We start from the raw sequence: 18534 nt of genomic DNA on the forward strand, positions 1-18534 counted from the left end.
ATTCCTCCAGCTGACTTGAGTGGAACGGACTCAAGTGTGCATGACGCACGCGATTGGTGCAACAGACCTGAGTCTGTGACGCTCAACTCTTATCCGTTCCTTACGCGCAAGGACGCTCTGACCTGCGGCGATGCCTGCGCCGGCACCGGTCGAGAAGCGCCTGAGGGCTTCACCCGCAGCAGCGCGAGTACGACGACCAGGGCGCCCGCGGCCACCCACAGCGCCCCCGTCGCCCCGACCCACCCGAGGTGCTCCAGCACCCCGACGAGCACCCCGGCGAAGGCCCCGAGCCCGAGCAGCACCACCGTCCCCTGCGGGGTCAGCCCCAGCCTGCGCAGCCGGTGCGCGAGATGGTCCGGGCCGCGCCGGCCGGCCAGCCGACGGGCGACGACGACCAGAAGGACGTCGGCGACGGCCACCGCGTTGAGCGCGAACAGCACCCCCGCGCTGGAGCCCGCCTCGTGCCCGGCGCGCGCCACCACACCGGCCGCCGCGAGCACGAACCCGGCGAACAGCGCCCCGCCCGAACCGAGCCCCACGCGCGCGGGCGGCCAGTTGTGCATGAGGAACCCGGTCAGCGCGGCGGCCAGCACGCTCAGCAGCACCGCGAGCCCGTCCATCACCTCGGCCGCCGCACAGGCCCCCACCCCGAAGGCGGCGACGACCCCGACGGTCCCGGCGAGCCCGTCGGCGTGGTCGAGTGCCCGGAACCCGAGGGCGACACACGCGATCCAGCCCACGGCGAGCGCCCCGCCGAGGATGCCGGTCTCCTCGTACGGCACCACGCAGGCCGCCGCCACGGCCGTACCGACGAAGAGCACGCGCGCGCGGACCCGCCACAGGTCGGCGGCGAGCCCGAGGGCGGCGACGGCGGCGGCGGCGAAGAGCAGCTCGCCGCCGCCCGGGGGCGCGACGCCGGTCCGCTCCCCGGTGACGACGACCGCGCAGGTCGCGAGCGTCACGGCCACGCCCCCGGACAGCGGCACCTTGCGCTGCTGTCGGCGCCGGTCGATCAGACCGAGGCGCAGGGCGGGGGCGCGCAGCAGTGCGGTGAGTACCGCGGTCAGCAGCAGGGCGGTGGTGGCGGCAGCGATCCCATAGAGCACGAGTCTTAAAGTAGTCACGAATGTACCAATTTGGTACGAATAACACGTTCTGATTGCCACACGCTTTGCCGCCCGCTCTTAAGGCAACCCTCAGCGACACAGATCACCGCAGTGCTGGCTACAGTGCGAACGAGGATGCGGGTACCCTCAAGAGGACTGCATAAGTTACCGCTTAGTAATCTCGCCCCGCCCAGGCCCGAGGAGCCCCCGACATGCAACTCGCAGCGATCATCGTGTCGCTGGTCCTGACCGTGGTCGGCGCCGCACTCTTCGCACGCGTCATCGCGCAGTTCGTCCGCTTCTTCATGCTCGGACAGCCACTGCCGGCCGGTGCCCGGACCGACAACCCGTACCAGCGCAGCGTGACCCTGGTGAAGGAGTTCCTGGGCCACACCCGGATGAACCGCTGGGGCGTCGTGGGCGTCGCCCACTGGTTCGTGGCGATCGGCTTCCTGACCCTGATCCCGGTGCTCGGCCAGGCCCTCGGCCAGCTCTTCCAGGCCGACTTCCAGCTGCCGATCATCGGCGGCTTCCTGCCCTGGGAGATGTACGTCGAGTTCATCACCGTGATGACGGGCCTCGGCATCGCCACGCTCATCGTCATCCGGCTGCTGAACCTGCCCTCGCGCCCCGGCCGCAAGTCCCGTTTCGCGGGCTCCAAGGCCTGGCAGGCGTACTTCGTCGAGTACGTCATCCTGACCATCGGCATCGTGATCTACGTGCTGCGCGGCCTGGAGGGCTCGCTGCACCACGTCGACCACTACGAGGCCGCGTACTTCGCCTCGTACCCGCTGGTCGCCGCCCTGCGCGACCTCGACGTCTCCACCCTCCAGAACCTGACCTACCTGTTCGCGGGCATCAAGGTCAGCGTCTCCTTCATCTGGATGATCGTCGTCTCGGTCAACGCCAACATGAGCGTGGCCTGGCACCGCTTCCTCGCCTTCCCGAACATCTGGTTCAAGCGCGAGGGCGACGGCGGTACCGCGCTCGGCGCCCTTCAGCCGATGACCTCCGGCGGCAAGCCGATCGACTTCACCGACCCCGGTGACGACGACGTCTTCGGCATCTCCCAGGTCGAGCAGTTCTCCTGGAAGGGCCTGCTGGACTTCTCCACCTGCACCGAGTGCGGTCGCTGCCAGTCGCAGTGCCCCGCCTGGAACACCGGCAAGCCGCTCTCCCCCAAGCTCCTCATCATGGCGCTGCGCGACCACTCGCACGCCAAGGCGCCCTACCTGCTCGCGGGTGGCGGCAAGTCCATGGAGGGCGAGGAGAAGGCGTCCGAGGAGCAGCTCGCGGGCGTTCCCGCCGCCGCCCTCGCCGAGGCCGAGCGGCCCCTCATCGGCACCGCCGAGGAGAACGGCGTCATCGACCCGGACGTCCTGTGGTCCTGCACCACCTGCGGCGCCTGTGTCGAGCAGTGCCCGGTCGACATCGAGCACGTCGACCACATCGTCGACATGCGCCGCTACCAGGTGATGATCGAGTCCGCGTTCCCGTCCGAGGCGGGCACGATGCTCAAGAACCTGGAGAAGAAGGGCAACCCCTGGGGCCTGGCCAAGAAGCAGCGCCTGGAGTGGACGAAGGAAGTCGACTTCGAGGTGCCGGTCGTCGGCAAGGACATCGAGGACCTCTCCGAGGTCGAGTACCTGTACTGGGTCGGCTGCGCCGGCGCCCTGGAGGACCGCGCCAAGAAGACCACCAAGGCCTTCGCGGAGCTCCTGCACATGGCGGGCGTCAAGTTCGCCATCATGGGCGGCGACGAGAAGTGCACCGGTGACTCCGCCCGCCGTCTCGGCAACGAGCCCCTGTTCCAGGAGCTCGGCATGGAGAACGTGGCCTCGCTGAACATGGCGTTCGGCGAGGACGACGAAGACCCGGAGACGAAGAAGCCGAAGTCGGCGAAGAAGATCGTCGCCACCTGCCCGCACTGCCTCAACACGCTCGGCAACGAGTACCCGCAGCTCGGCGGCGACTACGAGGTCATCCACCACACCCAGCTGCTCCAGCACCTCATCGACGAGGGCAAGCTGCTGCCGGTGACCCCGGTCGACGGCCTCATCACCTACCACGACCCCTGCTACCTGGGCCGTCACAACAAGATCTACACGCCGCCGCGCGAGATCATGACGGCCGTCCCGGGCCTGCGTCAGCAGGAGATGCACCGCCACAAGGAGCGCGGCTTCTGCTGTGGCGCCGGTGGCGCGCGGATGTGGATGGAGGAGCGGATCGGCAAGCGCATCAACAACGAGCGCGTCGACGAGGCCCTCTCTCTCAACCCGGACATCGTCTCCACCGCCTGCCCGTTCTGCCTGGTCATGCTCACGGACTCCGTGAACGGCAAGAAGAACGAGGGCAAGGCCAAGGAGTCCATCACCGTCGTCGACGTGGCCCAGCTGCTGCTGGAGTCGGTCAAGACCCCGGTGGACCCCGAGGACGCCGCGGAGACCGAGAGCGAGCCGGAGCCCGAGCCGGTCAAGTAGCAGTAGTCGGTACGGCCGTACGACGCCCCCTGTCCGAGCTTTCGGCAGGGGGCGTCGCCGTGTCGTCCCGCGCATGCCGGCGCGTCCCGCAGACGACGAAGGTGACGCTGATCAGCAGCGCCCAGGAGACCCACTTGCCGATCGCGACCGGCTGCCAGCCGTCCAGCTGGTCCGGATAGGTCCAGGCGCCGAGATACGTCGCCACGTTCTCCGCCACCCACAGGAAGAAGCCGATCAGCGTGAAGGACAGCGCGAGCGGCATCCGGTGGCGGTGGGCGCCGATCGTGTAGTGCACCCAGGTGCCGGTGGTGGCCGCCAGCAGCAGCGCGGCGAGCGGCCAGCGCAGGTCGGGGATCCAGTGATGGGTGAGGAAGTTGGCGTAGAGCAGGACGGCGAGCGCGGCGGTGGCGCGGGGCCGGTAGCCGGTCAGGGACAGCCGCATCAGCCGCCAGGAACGGCAGACATAGCTGCCGACCGCCGCGTACATGAAGCCGCCGTACAGCGGCACCCCGGCGAGCTTGGCCAGGCCCGGCTCGGGATAGCTCCATGAGCCGACGTGCACCTTCACCACCTCGAAGGCGAGCCCCAGCACATGGCAGAACGCCACGACCGCCACCTCCCGCCGCGTCTCCCACCCCAGCAGGAAGCCCACGCCGGTGAGCAGGACGCCGTACGCGAGCAGCAGGTCGTAGCGGGCGACCGGCAGCGGCGGGAGCAGCGTCGAGGCCGCCATACCGCCGAACAGGGCGACGGCGAAGGCGCAGGAGCGGGCCTGGAGCCAGGTGAAGCGGGCGAGTTGGCACAGGAGATGCATGGTGCTGTAGATCGCCTGCGGGGCGCGGACGGTTGCAGCGGCGGCGCGTTCTACATGGGCAGCGAGTGCAGCCGTGCGGGGCCTGCCGGCCATACGGCGCCGTCGGCGAGCGGCGTCCACATCGTGCGCAGCGGATGGTCGACGACGATCCCGCCCGGCTGCTCGACCCGCATCCCGTGCGCCGACTCCCGCCAGCCCAGCCGCCGGTACAGCGGCACCCGGTCGGGCAGGCAGAACAGCAGCCCGAACTCCGCGCCGGTGCCCCGGGCGTGGGCGACGGCGGCGTCCACGACCAGCCGCGCCAGCCCGTGCCCCCGCAGGTCCGGCGCGACGACCACCCCGCCGAGCCCCGCCACCGGGAAGCGTTCCTCCCCGACCGACACCGTGCCGTCCACCAGCCCGGCGTGGGCCACCAGCCGTCCCTCGTGCCGGACGCCGAAGTGCACGTCCTTGTCCCGCGACCGCACCCCGAACGCGGCGACCTCGAAGGGGTCGTCGAGGCCGCCGGTGATCTCGTCGAGGTCGGCCTTCGTGTACTGGGGGAGCCTGGTCACCGCGTATGCCATGGAGATCATCGTCGCATCGGGGGTACGGGACAGACCTACGGGGTGGAACACAGCCCCCTCAGCCACTCCGCGCACGCCTCCTGCCCCGCCGGAAGGCTCGCGCCCGGGAAGAGGCGGGTCCAGGCGCGGGTCGGGGCGAGGGCGCCCAGGCGGGTCGCGAGGGTCAGGGCGCGGCGCAGTTCGGACGTCGCGGGGCCGTCTTCCGTCCAGGGTTCCAGGTACGCGTCACGCAGCCTGGGGAGGACCTCGGGCCCGTACCGTTCGCGGACTCGGCGGGCCGGGACGGTGAAGCTGCAAAAGGGGTGGGAGACATGGGCGTCGCCCCAGTCGAAGAAGGTGAAGCGGCCGGGGGCGGGGCGCAAGAGCTGACCGTCGTGCAGGTCGCAGTGGTCGAGGGAGTCGGGGACACCGGTGGCGGCGAGTTCCGCGCACCAGTCGAGGAGGCGGGGGCGGAGGGCGTGCAGACGGGTCCGGTCCGCCTTCTCCAGCGCGGTGTTCTCCGACAGGGCGGTGTCGAAGATGCCGGGGAGAGCGGCAGCGCGCGCGTCCGGTACGCCGAGCCGGTCCATCTCGGCGACGTACGGGATCAGCGCCCGCTGCATCCGCGCGTACTGCCGCAGCGCCTCCTCCCAGGCGCTCACGTCGCTGTCGCCGCGCTCCAGCACGTCCCGGAAGAGATCACCGCCGTGGGGCAGCAGCGACCAGCCACGTCCGGCGTCGACGGCGAGCGGCTCCAGCACATGCTCCGGCACCCAGCCGGCCAGCGCGGCGGTGAGCGCGCCCTCGAAGGCGCTGCCGGGCGGGTTGGCCTTGAACCAGATGTCGTCGCACCGGACACCGGCCCCGTCCCGCACCTCGATGCGCACCAGCACCGACCACGGCCGCAGCCGCACACTCCAGCGCCCCGCCGGCCGCAGTCCGTGCGCCGTGAGCCCCGCCTCAGCCCAGCCGAGCGCGGCCTCCCGCCACTCCCCCTGCTCCCAGGGGGTCACGGTGTCCTGGTAGTTCCCACGGTCCACGACCGTCGCCGTCCTGTCTCGCACCGGCCCATCCGAACATCCACGGCGCCCCTTCCACCAGCGGTTTCCGTAGGAGAAGATCACCGGGACCGTGGACATGCGTGAGTGGGGGAAAACATGGGGCTCGTCGTGCTGCTGGGCATCCTGGCGTTCGTGATCTTCGGGTGCGTGTGTGTGGTGTGGGCCGCGCGCGGCGGACCGCGATGGGTGCGGGGAGTGGCCTGGGTGACGACCGGGCTGGGTGAGGTCGTGATGGCCCTGGCGAAGAGCAGCAAGGGGAGCCGCCGCTCCAACTCCAGTAGTGACGATGGCGACTGAACCGACCCCTTAACCCCGCCGTCGAACACGTGCATCATTGCCAGGTCGTTGTCGATGATGCTGACGAGGTGAGCGGTGCGCGTGCGAAGAGCCGGGACGGGGACGGCGGTTCTGTGCGGTGTACTGCTGGCCGTCTCCTGCGGCCCCGAGCAGCACGCCGACAGCGGCGACGCCACGAGCGGTGCCCCGGTGCGGGCCAACAGCGCGCCCGCCCTGCTGCCGGTGCCGCGCGGTGACGGCAGCGAGGTCGCGGACGACTTCAACGGCGACGGCCACCGCGACCTGGTCCTGAACGACCTCGTCAAGGCGGAGAGCCACACCGACGACCCCGGCATCGGCATCGTCTACGGCAGCGCGCGCGGACTGCGGGCGGGGGCCCGGCAGTTGGTGAGCGCGAAGAAGCAGGGGGTGGCCACCAAGGGCCAACTCCCCGCCGTCTTCGACGCGGAGGCCGGCTGTGACCTCGACAAGGACGGGTTCACCGACCTCGTGGTCTCCACCGACCCGCCCTTCGACGGTCAGGGGCAGCCCCCGGTCCCGTTGCAGATCCTGTTCGGCTCGCCTTCCGGGCTGACCGGCAAGGCCGTCAAGCTCGCCGTCCCCGCCAAGGCCCGCGCGGGCAACGACTGGGCGGACCAGCCCGTGTGCGGGGACTTCGACGGCAACGGCACCGAGGACCTCGTCCTGCACGCCTCCGGCGGCCAACTCACCTACCTACAGGGCCCGTTCACCAGGAAGGGCGCCCCGCGCAAGGCCGGTGCGCCGGTCCGGTCACCGGGACAGGTACCGGTCGGCCCCGCCGCCGACGTCAACCTCGACGGATACGACGACCTGGTCGTCCGTACCGCCGAGGGCACCGCCACCTCCGCCGTCGTCCTCGGCGGCCCCACCGGCCCGACCCGCACCGGCGCCACCCTCCCCACCGGCGTCGACGTCGCCCTCGGCCGCTTCGGCAAGGGCAGGGCGTGGGACGCGGCGGTCGGCGCGATGGGCGGCACCGCCCTGCGCTACGACCTGCCCACCGCCGTACGCGGCACCCTCGCCTCCCCCGGCTCGATGCTCGACGCCGCCGACTTCGACGGGGACGGACTGAGCGAACTGGTCTCCAGCGGCTCGCGGGTGAAGGTCTTCAGGGGCGGGACGAAGGGGCTGTCCGCGGCGGCCATGGTCACCGTCGAGCCGGACGCCGTCGGCACCACCCGGGTCGTCGGCATCGGTGACTTCGACGGCGACGGGCGGGCGGACCTCGCGCTGCGGACCTACCGGGGCGAGACGAAGGACAGCGTCACCGTGTACTCCGGGGCGAAGAAGGGGCTGGTGGCGGCGGAGCCGACGGTGACCTTCTCGACGGCGGCGTTCCTCGGCTCCTGACGGCACGCATCACCCGCCTCACCTCGCACAAATATTTACCGAACTCACGTACAACCCTTGCCTACCGGCAGAGGTCTCCTGATCGCCGACCGCGCTGTGTACCCGAGGTGAGCGGAGAAGAGCTCCCGGAGAACGCGCGCGGTCCGCCCCCATCGACTGCGGGCGCCCCGCCAGGCGCCCCCCGCATGCCGCAGGAGAACCCGCGTGCACCAGCGTCATCTGCGACTCGCCCTCGCCACGGCCACCGCCGCCGCGCTGACGGGCGGTCTGCTGACGTTCTCGGCCATGACCGCGACGGCCGCCGACTCCACCACCGTCCCGCAGGCCGACTTCAACAACGACGGGATCGGCGATGTGGCCTTCTCGGCCGACGGCGCCTACGTCAGCGGCAAGAAGAACGCCGGCCAGCTCGTCGTCCTCTACGGCACCGCCGCCGGAGTGTCGTCCGCGAAGCGCTCCGTCATCAGCCAGAACACCACCGGCACCCCGGGCACGGCGGAGACGGGCGACGGCTTCGGCGTCGACAGCGCGTACGCCGACTTCAACGGCGACGGCTACGACGACATCGCCGTCGGCTCCCCCGGCGAGGACGTCGGCGACGACACCGACGGCGGCACCGTGGCCGTCCTGTGGGGCTCGGCGTCCGGCATCACCGGCAAGGGCGTCACCCTCTCCGACCCGGCTCCCGGCAAGCACGACCGCTGGGGCAAGACCCTCGCCGCCGGCGACTTCGACGGCGACGGCAAGGCCGACCTGGCCGTCGGCAGCACCGGCGCCGCGGTCCACGTCTTCAAGGACGGCATCTCCAGCAGCGGCACGACGGGTGGTCAGTACACCGTCACACCGCCGATCGAGAGCGGCACCGGTGCCGGTGCGCTGCACCTGACCGCGGGGGACGTGAGCGGCGACGGCCGCACGGACCTCGTCGTCGACGGCTACGAGGGTGAGTCCGGCCAGGGCTGGAACTACAACTACTACTTCCCCGGAGCCTCCGGGGGCCTGTCCAACAGCGGCATCAAAGACCTCAAGTCGGGCATCGTCAGCGGGATCGGCGACATCAACCACGACGGCTACGGCGACATCGTGACCGGCGCCTCCTGGAACGGCGAACCGAACTCCGCCACCGGCGGCAAGATCTGGATCACCTATGGCTCGGCGGACGGCCCCGGCACCGTCAAGGGCATCACCCAGAACACCGGCAGCGTCCCCGGCACCTCCGAGGAGAACGACTACTTCGGCTGGGACCTCGACCTCGGCGACATCAACGGCGACGGCTTCCAGGACCTCGTCGTCGGTGCGCCCGGTGAGAACATCGGCGGCATCACCGACACGGGCATGGTCACCGTCCTCTACGGCGCGGCCTCCGGCCTCAACACCTCCTCCGGCGCCCAGTCCTTCGCCCAGTCCACCGCGGGCGTCCCCGGCGAGGACGAGAAGAACGACGCGTTCGGCGCCGACGCCAAGCTCGACGACATCACCGGCGACGGCAAGGCGGACCTGCTCGTGGGGTCGTACGAGAACGACGGCAACGGCGCGGTCCTCTACCTGCCCTCCACCGGCACGAAGATCACCACGACCGGCTCCCGCACCGTCTCCCCGAGCGCGACCGGCGTCTCCACGACGGGCGTCCCGGCGTTCGGCGCCAACTTCGCCGACTGACACTCGGCACCTCCCTCGCACTTCATCTGCCGACCCTCACAGGGAGCACTCCATGCGCAGAAGCACCGCGGCGGCCCTGACCGCCACCCTCCTGGCGACGGGCCTCACCCCGCTGTTCCTCGCCGCCCCGGCCTCCGCCGCCGTCGCCAAGCACTACGACGACTTCAACGGCGACGGCTACCGCGACCTGGCGTACAGCCACTACTACAGCGGTATCTCCGGCGACGACGGCTGGACCGGCGGCGCCGTCAACATCGTCTACGGCAAGGCGAGCGGCCTCGACACCTCGCACACCCAGGTCGTCCACCAGGACAGCCCCGGCATCCCCGGCACCGGCGAGGAGGACGACTACTTCGGCGAGTCGATCACCAGCGCCGACCTCAACAAGGACGGCTACGCCGACCTGATCGTCGGCAACGACAGCGAGCACGTGGGCAGCGCGGAGTACCGCGGGACGGTCACCATCGTCTGGGGCTCCCGCACGGGCCTGTCCGGCGGCACCAGCCTCGCCCCGAGGTCGGGCGCGAACGGCTCCCAGTCCCACTTCGGCAGCGCGCTCGCCACCGGCGACTTCAACGGCGACGGCTCGCCCGACCTCGCGGTCGTCGGCGGCAGCGAGGCGTGGCTGTACCGGGGCCCGTTCACCAAGTCCGGCACGACGGGCAGCGTCAGCAAGATCGACAAGGTGGACCAGGGCTGGTACTCGTACGGCCTCGCTGCCGGCAAGGTCAACGGTGACGGCAAGACCGACCTGGTCGTCCTCGGTACGCAGTTCATCGACAACAAGCCGGCGAACCGCATCTGGTACCTCAAGGGCGCCTCGTCCGGCCTGACGTCGGGCGCCTCCAAGACGTACGCCAGTGAGCCGTGGAGCGCCACGATCGGCGACTTCGACAAGAACGGGTACGGCGACATCGCGGTCGGCCTGCCGGACAACAACGACGGCAAGGGCATCGTCAGCGTCTGGCGCGGCACGTCCTCGGGGCCGAGCGGCTCGATGACGTACAACCAGGCCTCCTCCGGCGTCTCCGGCAGCCCCGAGGCGGGCGACAACTTCGGCTACTCCGTGTCGGCCGGCGACACCAACGGCGACGGCTACGCGGACCTCGCGGTCGGTGTGCCGTTCGAGGACGTGGACGGCAAGGAGGACCAGGGCGGCGTCACCGTGTTCCGCGGCGGCTCGGGCGGCCTCACCGGCACCCGCTCCACCTGGATCCCGCAGACGGTCATCGGCCCGGCCGACTCCTACGCCTCCTTCGGCTCCCCGGTCCGCCTGCGCGACCTCAACCGCGACGGCAAGGCCGACCTGACGGTGGGCGCCAACGGTGACGCCCTGTTCCTGCCCGGCACCAGCACCACGCCGACCACGACGGGCTCCTTCCACCTGCCGGACTTCGGCGGCGGCTTCCTCGACTGACCTCTTCCTCTGCTGTTCAGGAGAACCCGATGCGTCACCTCAGAACCACCCTCGCGACCGCCGTCGCGGCCGGCCTCACCGGTGGTCTGCTCACCCTCACGGCCGCCACCACCGCCGCCGCGGCCCCTTCCGGCCTCGCCGGCGACTTCAACGGCGACGGCTACCGCGACGTGGCCATCGCCGCGCCCATCGCCAAGGTGAGCGGCAAGACCGGCGCGGGCTACGTCGCCGTCGTCTACGGCACCAAGAGCGGCCTCGACACCAGCAAGCGCCAGATCATCAGCCAGGCCACGGACGGCATCCCGGGCACCCCGGAGGCGTCCGACTACTTCGGCGACCGCCTCACCTCGGGCGACTTCGACGGCGACGGCTACACCGACCTCGTCGTCGGCGTGCACGGCGAGCGCATCGGCTCCACCGACTCCTACGGCGCGCTGACCGTGCTGTGGGGCGGCGCGACCGGCATCAAGTCCGGCACCGACATCGCCTCGCCGCTGCCGGAGTACCGCAACGAGCTGGGCTGGGTCCTGGCCGCCGGTGACTTCGACGGCGACGGCCACACCGACCTGGCCGCCGGCAACAACTCCACACCGGCCCTGAACATCTTCAAGGGCCCCATCTCCCGTGCGGGCAAGGCGAGTTCCCTCGTCGGCGTCGACACCGTCGACCAGACGACGATCTACCCCGACGGCCTGATCGCGGGCGAGGTCAACGGCGACGGCAGGACGGACCTGCTGGTCATGGGCCAGGAGGAGACCAGCACCGGCGACTACCGCACCCGCAGCGTCCTCTACACCGGCGACGCCACCACCACCGTCAAGGCCGGCAAGAAGCTCGCGGGCGGCTACGCGGGCGTCATCGCCGACGTCGACAAGGACGGCTACGGCGACATCGTCACCGGCAACTTCATGGAGAAGTCCTCGACCGAGCCGAACGGCGGCCTGGGCGGCGCGGTGACGGTGACGTACGGCGCGGCCACGGGCGTCTCGTCCCGCACCCCGGTGAAGTTCACCCAGGACTCGGCGGGCGTTCCGGGCACGGCCGAGAAGAACGACTTCTTCGGCTGGAGCCTGTCCGCCGGTGACGTCAACGGCGACGGTTACGCCGACATCGCGGTCGGCGCCGAGCAGGAGACCATCGGCTCGGCGAAGAACGCGGGCACGGTCACGATCCTGCGCGGCTCGTCCGCGGGCCTGACCGGCACCGGCGCCAAGTCCTTCTCCCAGAACACCACGAACGTCCCCGGCACGGCCGAGTCCTACGACCACTTCGGCTACGCGGTCCAGCTCACGGACATCGACAACAACGGCCGCACCGAACTGGTCGCCTCCGCCTCCGGCGAGAACACGAGCGACGGCGCGGTCTGGTTCCTCAAGTCCACGACGTCCGGCATCACCGCCACGGGCTCGAAGTCCTTCAGCGGCACCACGCTGGGCGGCCCGTCGGGCGACGCCTACTTCGGCGACGTCCTGGAGGGCTGAGGGATGCGCATCAGAACGGCGACGACCATCGCCGCCCTCCTCACAGCGGGCCTGTCCCTCGCGTCCCCCGCCTCGGCGGCACCGGCGAAGTACGCGGACGACTTCAACGGGGACGGGTACCGCGACTACGCGTCCTCCTGGGGTGAGGGCAACGAGGGCGGCGGCGTCCTCATCACCTTCGGCACCGCGACCGGCCCGGGCACCAAGACCCAGGTCGTCAGCCAGTCCAGCGCCGGCGTGCCCGGCACCGACGAGGCGGACGACGGCTTCGGCACCGTCCGCGCCGCCGCCGACTTCAACGCCGACGGCTACGGCGACCTCGCGGTCGGCGCACCCGGCGAGGACATCGACGGCCGCAGGAGCCAAGGCGCGGTCACCGTCCTGTGGGGCAGCGCGAGCGGCCTGTCGGGCGGCACGAACGTCCCGGCGAAGGCCAGGACCTCGTCGGCAGCCATGGGCTCGGACCTGGCCGTCGGCGACTTCAACGGCGACGGCAAGAAGGACCTGACGGTCGTCGCGGCCGGCAAGGCCTACGTCTACCGCGGCGCGATCAACCGCTCCGGTGTGCACGGCACGGTCTCCACCCTCGACAAGTCCTCGTCGTCCTTCCACGCGACCGCGGTGATCGCGGGCAGCGTGAACGGCGACGGCAAGACCGACCTCGTGGTGATCGGTGACGGCGTCAACACCGAGGAGATCTGGTCGGAGGCCTGGTTCGTCAAGGGCGGCACCACCCTCTCCTCCGGCAGGACCCTGCGCCTGGAGTCCCAGCCGGGCGGCGGAGGCACCGCGTACCGCGGCGGCGACGGCGTCATCGCCGACTTCGACAAGGACGGCTACGGCGACATCGCCGTCGGCACCTCCCTGTACGCCGGTCGCAAGGGCCGGGTCACCCTCTGGTACGGCTCCTCCTCCGGCCCCGGCACGTCCGCCCGCATCACCCAGAACACCAGCGGTGTCTCGGGCACGGCGGAGGCGAACGACCTCTTCGGCGACAGCGTCTCGGCCGGTGACGTGAACGGCGACGGCTACAAGGACCTCGCCGTCGGCGCGTACGGCGAGACGATCGACGGCAAGGAGTACGCGGGCGTCGTCCACGTCCTGTACGGCCGCGCGTCCGGTCTGACCGGCACGGGCTCCCAGGTGTTCACCCGCAACTCGGCGGGAATTCCGGGCGCGTTGGAGGCGGACGACTGCTTCGGCGCTCTGGTCCGCCTGCGCGACACCGACCGCGACGGCCACGCGGACCTGTTCGTGTCGGCCCAGGTGGGCGCGCTGCGGCTGCCGGGTACCTCGTCGGGAGTGACGACGACGGGCATCACATCGGTCCCCGCGGACGGGCTGATCAGCGGAATGCTTCAGTAACCGTCCTGTGCGCGGAATCCCGGAACCCTTCAGGGATTCCCCGTAAGGGATGTCACAGCTCGGCCGCAAAGCCGGGCCCGAACCCTCGGGCCCGGCACGTCACTCTCCGGGAGCAGGTACGTTCGAAGGCGTGGCTGGATTCAGGATCGGACGCGGCCGGGACAACGGCGCTCCTCATACGCGACCGCAACAACCTCCGTACGGGCAGCAGGCCCCGCAGGGACCGTCGTACGGCGGCTACCCCGCGCCGCCGCAGCCGTACCCGGGGCAGCAGCAGGGGTACGGCGGCGGTCACCAGGGCGGTGGCTACGACGAGCCGGAGTACTTCGGCGACGGCGGCGGCTACGGCCACCAGGGCGGCCAGGGGGGTCATGGCGGCCAAGGTGGCCAGGGCCACGACCCGTACGCGGCGAACAACCCCGGTCACACCCAGGCCTTCTCCGTCGGGGAGGACCCGTACAACCAGGGCGGTACCTACCGCGCCGGCTCCACGCCCCCCGCGGGCCCCGTCGGCCCCCGCCTGCACTGGAAGCCGCTGCTGAGGGGCATCCTCACGGCCCCCAACCAGACCTTCCTCCAGATGCGCGACTACACGATGTGGGCCCCCGCCCTCATCGTGACCTTCCTCTACGGCCTCCTGGCCGTCTTCGGCTTCGACGGCGCCCGCGAGGAGGCGATCAACGCCACCCTCTCCAACGCGGTCCCGATCGTCCTGACGACGGCGGTCGCGATGGTCCTGTCGTCCTTCGTCCTGGGCGTGGTCACCCACACCCTGGCCCGCCAGCTCGGCGGCGACGGCGCCTGGCAGCCCACGGTCGGCCTCTCCATGCTGATCATGTCCCTGACGGACGCACCCCGCCTGGTCTTCGCCATGTTCTTCGGCGGCGACGCGACCTTCGTCCAGGCCCTCGGCTGGGCCACCTGGGTGGCGGCCGGCGCCCTCCTGACCCTGATGGTCTCCAAGTCCCACGACCTGCCGTGGCCGAAGGCGCTGGGCGCGTCCGCGATCCAGCTGATCGCCCTGCTGTCGATCGTGAAGCTGGGGACGTTCTAGGCATCCAGGCGGGCCGTCACCGCCTCGAAGACCTCGGTGTACGCCGAGTCGCGATGCAGGTCGACGGTCAGGGTGTTCATGTCCCGCAGAGTGTCGGCCAGCCTCGGAAGCCGGGCCCGGATCTCCGTGTAGAGGTCCATGTCGTCCCGGAATCCCTGGAGGTTGGCCGACGACACGGTCTTGAGCGCCTCGTCCAGCTCGCTCGTCCGCTGCTCCCAGTACCGGACGTACCGAAGGCGGTCCACCGGCTCGTGGATCCGGGCATCGGGAAGCACCACGGGGAACACCCGGTCACGGAACTCACCGCGCGCGGCGACCTGCAACAGCTCGAACAGGCAGTTCGGTGACTTCAGATACGCGTCACTGATCACGAGGATCACACACTTGCCCTGGCCGATCCGCTTCATGAATGCACCGATGGACGCCTTGTAACCGGCGTCCCGCCGGTCCCGCACCATGGTGAGGCCACGCTCCTGGAAGGCGCGGTCCAGCTCGTCGGCCAGGGCGTTGCTGTCCTCGCTCCAGGAGTACGACAGGTAGACGTCCGCGCTCTCCTCGGCCGACAGCTGCAACAGTCTCTCGGCCGTGGTGTCCACGAGCGCCATGCGAAGACCCCCGCGCAGCCCCTCGAACGCCGGGTGGTTGAACGGGATCGCGTAGAGCGTCAGCACCAGGTCGAAGAGGTTCACGACATACGCGAGGTCGTTCCGGAAGTCGCCGGGGACCAGTCCCCGCAACACGGCCGGACATGCCTCCTCCGCAAAGCCGACCCGCATCAGCGGGACGACCCGGGGCCATGGGGACCCGGCCGGAACCCGCCGCGCACGTAGCAGCCCGGCATCGACAGCCAGCGGTCCCTCCGGCCGGGCGAGGGTCCTGCCGTACTCCGACGTCACGACCGCGAGGACGACGTCGTCCTCCCGTACGTCCTCGGCGTCCTCCACCACCAGCACACCGGCCTTCCGCAGGTCGCGGGTGAGCAGCGCCACCCAGTCCGCCTCCTCGGGCAGATGGCTGACGTAGCACCGGGGCGCCGCACGATCCGCGCGGAAGCTCTTCACCCGCACCAGGCGTGTCTCGTACGCGCTGCGCACACGTGCGACCGCCCGCTCCTTGCCCACGATCCGGTTGTCCTCGGCCCCGAGCGCGACCGGCCCCTCGATCTCCGGCAGGGCGATGCGCTCCCCGCACCGGGAGCAGAACATCGTCCGCAGCTCCTCGCGCAGGGAGCCGATCACCACCGTACGGTCCTGCTTGTGCCCGTTGCCGCAGGCCACCGGCGGGAACGGGGACACCGTCACGCCGTGGCGCTCGTACAGAAAGCCTTCGAGGAGCCCCTGGAAGGCCCGTCTCCCGTACGACGGCACCGCCTCGCTGTAGTGCAGCACGAGCTCGATCTCGCCCTCCCGCTCCTGGAGGAGCCGGAGCCCGCAGATCTCGCCGCGGCCCATCTCGAACTGGGCCTGGTTCTGCCAGTGGTTGACCCGGACGAACCGCCGGGTGTGGCCGAGCAGGACCACGAGCGCGGGATAGACGTTCTCCACCCGGCCCCGGACGACGTAGGTCATGTCGTCGACCGTCTCCACGGTGTCGAACAGCGGCCGCTTGTACTTGATCAGCCCGGGGAAGATCAGCAGGATCTCCGCGCCGAGCGTCTCCCGGAAGCAGAGGTTGTGCTCCAGGAAGCGCACCACGGCGGCGTCGAGAAGGACCTGACGCTCGTCCGGCGACAGCGCGTCGACCTCGGGGAACCGGTGCTCTCCCGCCAGCAGCGCGGCCTCGCTGACGGCGCCGAGCTCCTGCGGGTGCTTGTCCGCCTGGAGAAAGATCGAGGAGGCCAGGTCGACCAGCAGTTCGGGGGCGAGCAGGATCGCCCGCGCGCCGGACGACGTCCGCAGCACGCACACATAGCCGTGGTTCTCCAGGTGGCCGACAGCCGTCATCATCTCGGCGTCGGTGAACTCCCAGTCGGGGTCGGTGGCCTCCAACCGGCGCCGGAGATCGGCCGGCAGCACCAGGACCTCCCCGCGCTCCGGCAGTTCCTTCAGCGTCAGGACGAACTCCTTGATGCGCTTGAAGGTGACGGTGGTGACCGTGGTGGTCATCCGCTCCCACGGGATCTGCCCCCGCACCAGTTCCATCAGCCCGCCGACTCCGTCGCCGGTCGCCGCGCTGGTACTGACGTACCCGCCGCTGATCCCCTGCTGCTGGCAGAACTGTTCCAACTCCGCCCGGGAACAGGCCGAGTCACCCCGGTCCACCCGTGCCCCGACCAGCACGGCGGGAGGCAGCTGCCGTCCTCCGGACAGCTGCTGGAGCCAGAACCGCACGCCCTTCAGCGGCTCCTGCCGGTTGGTGGGGTCGAAGAGGACGAGTGCGACGTCGACGTTGTCGAGGAAGATCGCGTGCACGGGCCGGTAGATGTGCTGTCCGGCGAGATCCCACAGCACGGCCTCGCAGTCCGTCCCGTCCGCGCGCCGTGTCCGCATGGCGTCCACGGCCCAGAACTGCTGCCCGTGGGTGGAGGCATGCTCCCGGAACTCGTCGTGCGCCAGCCGCCACCCGAGCCCGGTCTTCCCGACCCCGGAGTCGCCGACGAGGACCACCTTCGCCGTCATGTAGCGGACGGATTCGACGGGGGCGGCCCGGCCCAGGAGGACATCGGGGTCGTAGTCCCAGAGAGCCACGCCCGTCTGGCGGGACTGGACAGCGATACGGGGGAGGTAGGGGTGGAAGGCGAGGGCGGGTGCGGAACGCCAGTGGTCGTCCTCGCGCTGGGGGTTGTCTGTCTGGACGCCGATGCTGGTGCGCAGGACTGCGTCGCTGGGGCGGAGGAGCGAACCGTCCTCGCCGGGACCGGGAAGGTGGACTTCGGTGATCGGCAGCCGCACCGTGTCCTCGGGGAGCGTCAGCACCGCGACCGTCGTCCAGTCGTCGGTGCGCCACAGCCGTATCGTGCCGTCCGCCGAGGCCGTCCCCAGGAGCGTCCCGTCGGCCGAGAACCCCACGTCCGAGATGCTGTCGGTGTGCCCTTCCAGATGTACGGGGCCCTTATCCACAGCACTCTCATGGATGGGCAGGCAGGTGACCTGGCCCCCACTGGTACCCGCGACGAGCACCTCGCCGTCAGGGGACCAGGCGAGGCAGGTCACGATGTCCGACTGACCCCAGTCTTCCCACTTCCAGGCCCCGTCGATCCAGACATCGCTGTTCCACACCCTGACGACCCCGTCCGCCGAACCGGTCGCCAGCCGACGATCGTCCGGCGACCAGGCGAGGCAGTTCACATACCCGCCGCCCGTGCGGAGGATGTGCAGCGGCCCCCGGCTGCGGATGTCCCAGACCACGGCATTGGCGTCCTGCCCACCGGAGGCGAACAAGTCGGCGGAGTGCGACCAGGCGACCTGGCCGACCCAGCGCCCGTGCTGCTTCAGACGCAAGGGCCGGCTGGGTCTGTCGAGCCGCCACACGCGGACCTCGTCGAACCCACAGGCCCCGGCGACCCGCGACCCGTCCGGCGACCAGGACACCCGGTTGACGAAACCGCCGCCGGCGTTGCGGAACGTCGCGACCTCCACGACGTTCTCGGCACTCTCAGTACTCTCGACATCAAGGATGCGCACATGGCTCGGCCCGCTCGGCACGGCGAGCCGGCGTCCGTCCGGCGACCAGGCGACGTACCGGCCGCAGTCCTCCGCCACCGCCCGCCCCAGCCCGTGGCGGAGCCGCACACCGGCGCTGGACGATTCCCCGTACTCCCCCATGGCTCCCCCGCCCGCCCGGCCTTTCCCGCCCCTCGACGAGGGTAGTGCCGCGCAGGTCAGGCGTCAGGCGGTCGGACGGCTCGCGACAGAGCGGACGCAGGCATACGATCGCGGGCCGAC

The 18534-nt window shown here is 70.7% G+C and carries 13 protein-coding genes; 8 read left to right on the forward strand and 5 right to left on the reverse strand.

Going from position 1 to position 18534, the window contains the following annotated elements; genetic code table 11:
- Nucleotides 1-89: 89 nt before the first annotated feature.
- Nucleotides 90-1106, reverse strand: a complete 1017-nt coding sequence (locus OG866_RS20585; RefSeq protein WP_329336690.1) for an MraY family glycosyltransferase — start codon at nucleotides 1104-1106, stop codon at nucleotides 90-92.
- 212 nt (nucleotides 1107-1318) lie between these two features.
- On the opposite strand from OG866_RS20585, the gene OG866_RS20590 reads away from it, so the two are divergent.
- Nucleotides 1319-3586, forward strand: a complete 2268-nt coding sequence (locus OG866_RS20590; RefSeq protein WP_329336692.1) for a (Fe-S)-binding protein — start codon at nucleotides 1319-1321, stop codon at nucleotides 3584-3586.
- Here the strand turns inward: OG866_RS20590 and OG866_RS20595 are convergent.
- Genes OG866_RS20595 through OG866_RS20605 form a run of 3 tightly spaced genes read right to left on the reverse strand, consistent with a single transcriptional unit; the run spans nucleotide 3579 to nucleotide 6009 of the window.
- Nucleotides 3579-4400 (reverse strand): DUF817 domain-containing protein, encoded by an 822-nt coding sequence (locus tag OG866_RS20595; RefSeq protein WP_329336694.1) that lies wholly within the window; start codon nucleotides 4398-4400, stop codon nucleotides 3579-3581. The genes OG866_RS20590 and OG866_RS20595 overlap by 8 nt on opposite strands.
- A gap of 50 nt (nucleotides 4401-4450) precedes the next feature.
- Complete coding sequence (locus tag OG866_RS20600; RefSeq protein ID WP_329336697.1) at nucleotides 4451-4966, reverse strand: GNAT family N-acetyltransferase; 516 nt, start codon at nucleotides 4964-4966, stop codon at nucleotides 4451-4453.
- A gap of 35 nt (nucleotides 4967-5001) precedes the next feature.
- On the reverse strand, nucleotides 5002-6009 hold the full coding sequence (locus OG866_RS20605) for an aminoglycoside phosphotransferase family protein (protein WP_329336699.1): 1008 nt from the start codon (nucleotides 6007-6009) through the stop codon (nucleotides 5002-5004).
- A 93-nt stretch (nucleotides 6010-6102) separates the two neighbouring features.
- Between OG866_RS20605 and OG866_RS20610 the strand changes: the two genes are divergently transcribed.
- From OG866_RS20610 to OG866_RS20640, 7 genes are all read left to right on the forward strand, one after another.
- Nucleotides 6103-6303 (forward strand): hypothetical protein, encoded by a 201-nt coding sequence (locus tag OG866_RS20610; RefSeq protein ID WP_329336701.1) that lies wholly within the window; start codon nucleotides 6103-6105, stop codon nucleotides 6301-6303.
- A gap of 75 nt (nucleotides 6304-6378) precedes the next feature.
- A complete protein-coding gene (locus OG866_RS20615) occupies nucleotides 6379-7674 on the forward strand; it encodes an FG-GAP repeat domain-containing protein (protein WP_329336703.1) in 1296 nt (431 codons plus the stop codon).
- Between the two features lie 204 nt (nucleotides 7675-7878).
- Nucleotides 7879-9333 (forward strand): VCBS repeat-containing protein, encoded by a 1455-nt coding sequence (locus tag OG866_RS20620; protein WP_329336705.1) that lies wholly within the window; start codon nucleotides 7879-7881, stop codon nucleotides 9331-9333.
- Nucleotides 9334-9385: 52 nt separating this feature from the next.
- Nucleotides 9386-10750 (forward strand): FG-GAP and VCBS repeat-containing protein, encoded by a 1365-nt coding sequence (locus tag OG866_RS20625; RefSeq protein WP_329336706.1) that lies wholly within the window; start codon nucleotides 9386-9388, stop codon nucleotides 10748-10750.
- Between the two features lie 29 nt (nucleotides 10751-10779).
- Nucleotides 10780-12231 carry an FG-GAP-like repeat-containing protein gene (locus OG866_RS20630; RefSeq protein ID WP_329336708.1) on the forward strand — a complete coding sequence of 484 codons (1452 nt, stop codon included), beginning with the start codon at nucleotides 10780-10782 and terminating at the stop codon, nucleotides 12229-12231.
- Between the two features lie 3 nt (nucleotides 12232-12234).
- Complete coding sequence (locus OG866_RS20635; RefSeq protein ID WP_329336709.1) at nucleotides 12235-13596, forward strand: FG-GAP-like repeat-containing protein; 1362 nt, start codon at nucleotides 12235-12237, stop codon at nucleotides 13594-13596.
- Between the two features lie 49 nt (nucleotides 13597-13645).
- Nucleotides 13646-14650, forward strand: coding sequence for a Yip1 family protein (locus tag OG866_RS20640; protein ID WP_329336710.1), 1005 nt, complete (start codon nucleotides 13646-13648; stop codon nucleotides 14648-14650).
- Here OG866_RS20640 and OG866_RS20645 read toward each other — a convergent pair.
- Entirely contained in the window at nucleotides 14647-18414 is a 3768-nt protein-coding gene (locus OG866_RS20645; RefSeq protein WP_329336712.1) for a TIR domain-containing protein, read from the reverse strand. The two genes, OG866_RS20640 and OG866_RS20645, sit on opposite strands and share 4 nt — an antisense overlap.
- Nucleotides 18415-18534 lie beyond the last annotated feature (120 nt).

It is taken from the genome of Streptomyces sp. NBC_00663, from assembly GCF_036226885.1.
Taxonomy (GTDB): Bacteria; Actinomycetota; Actinomycetes; order Streptomycetales; family Streptomycetaceae; genus Streptomyces.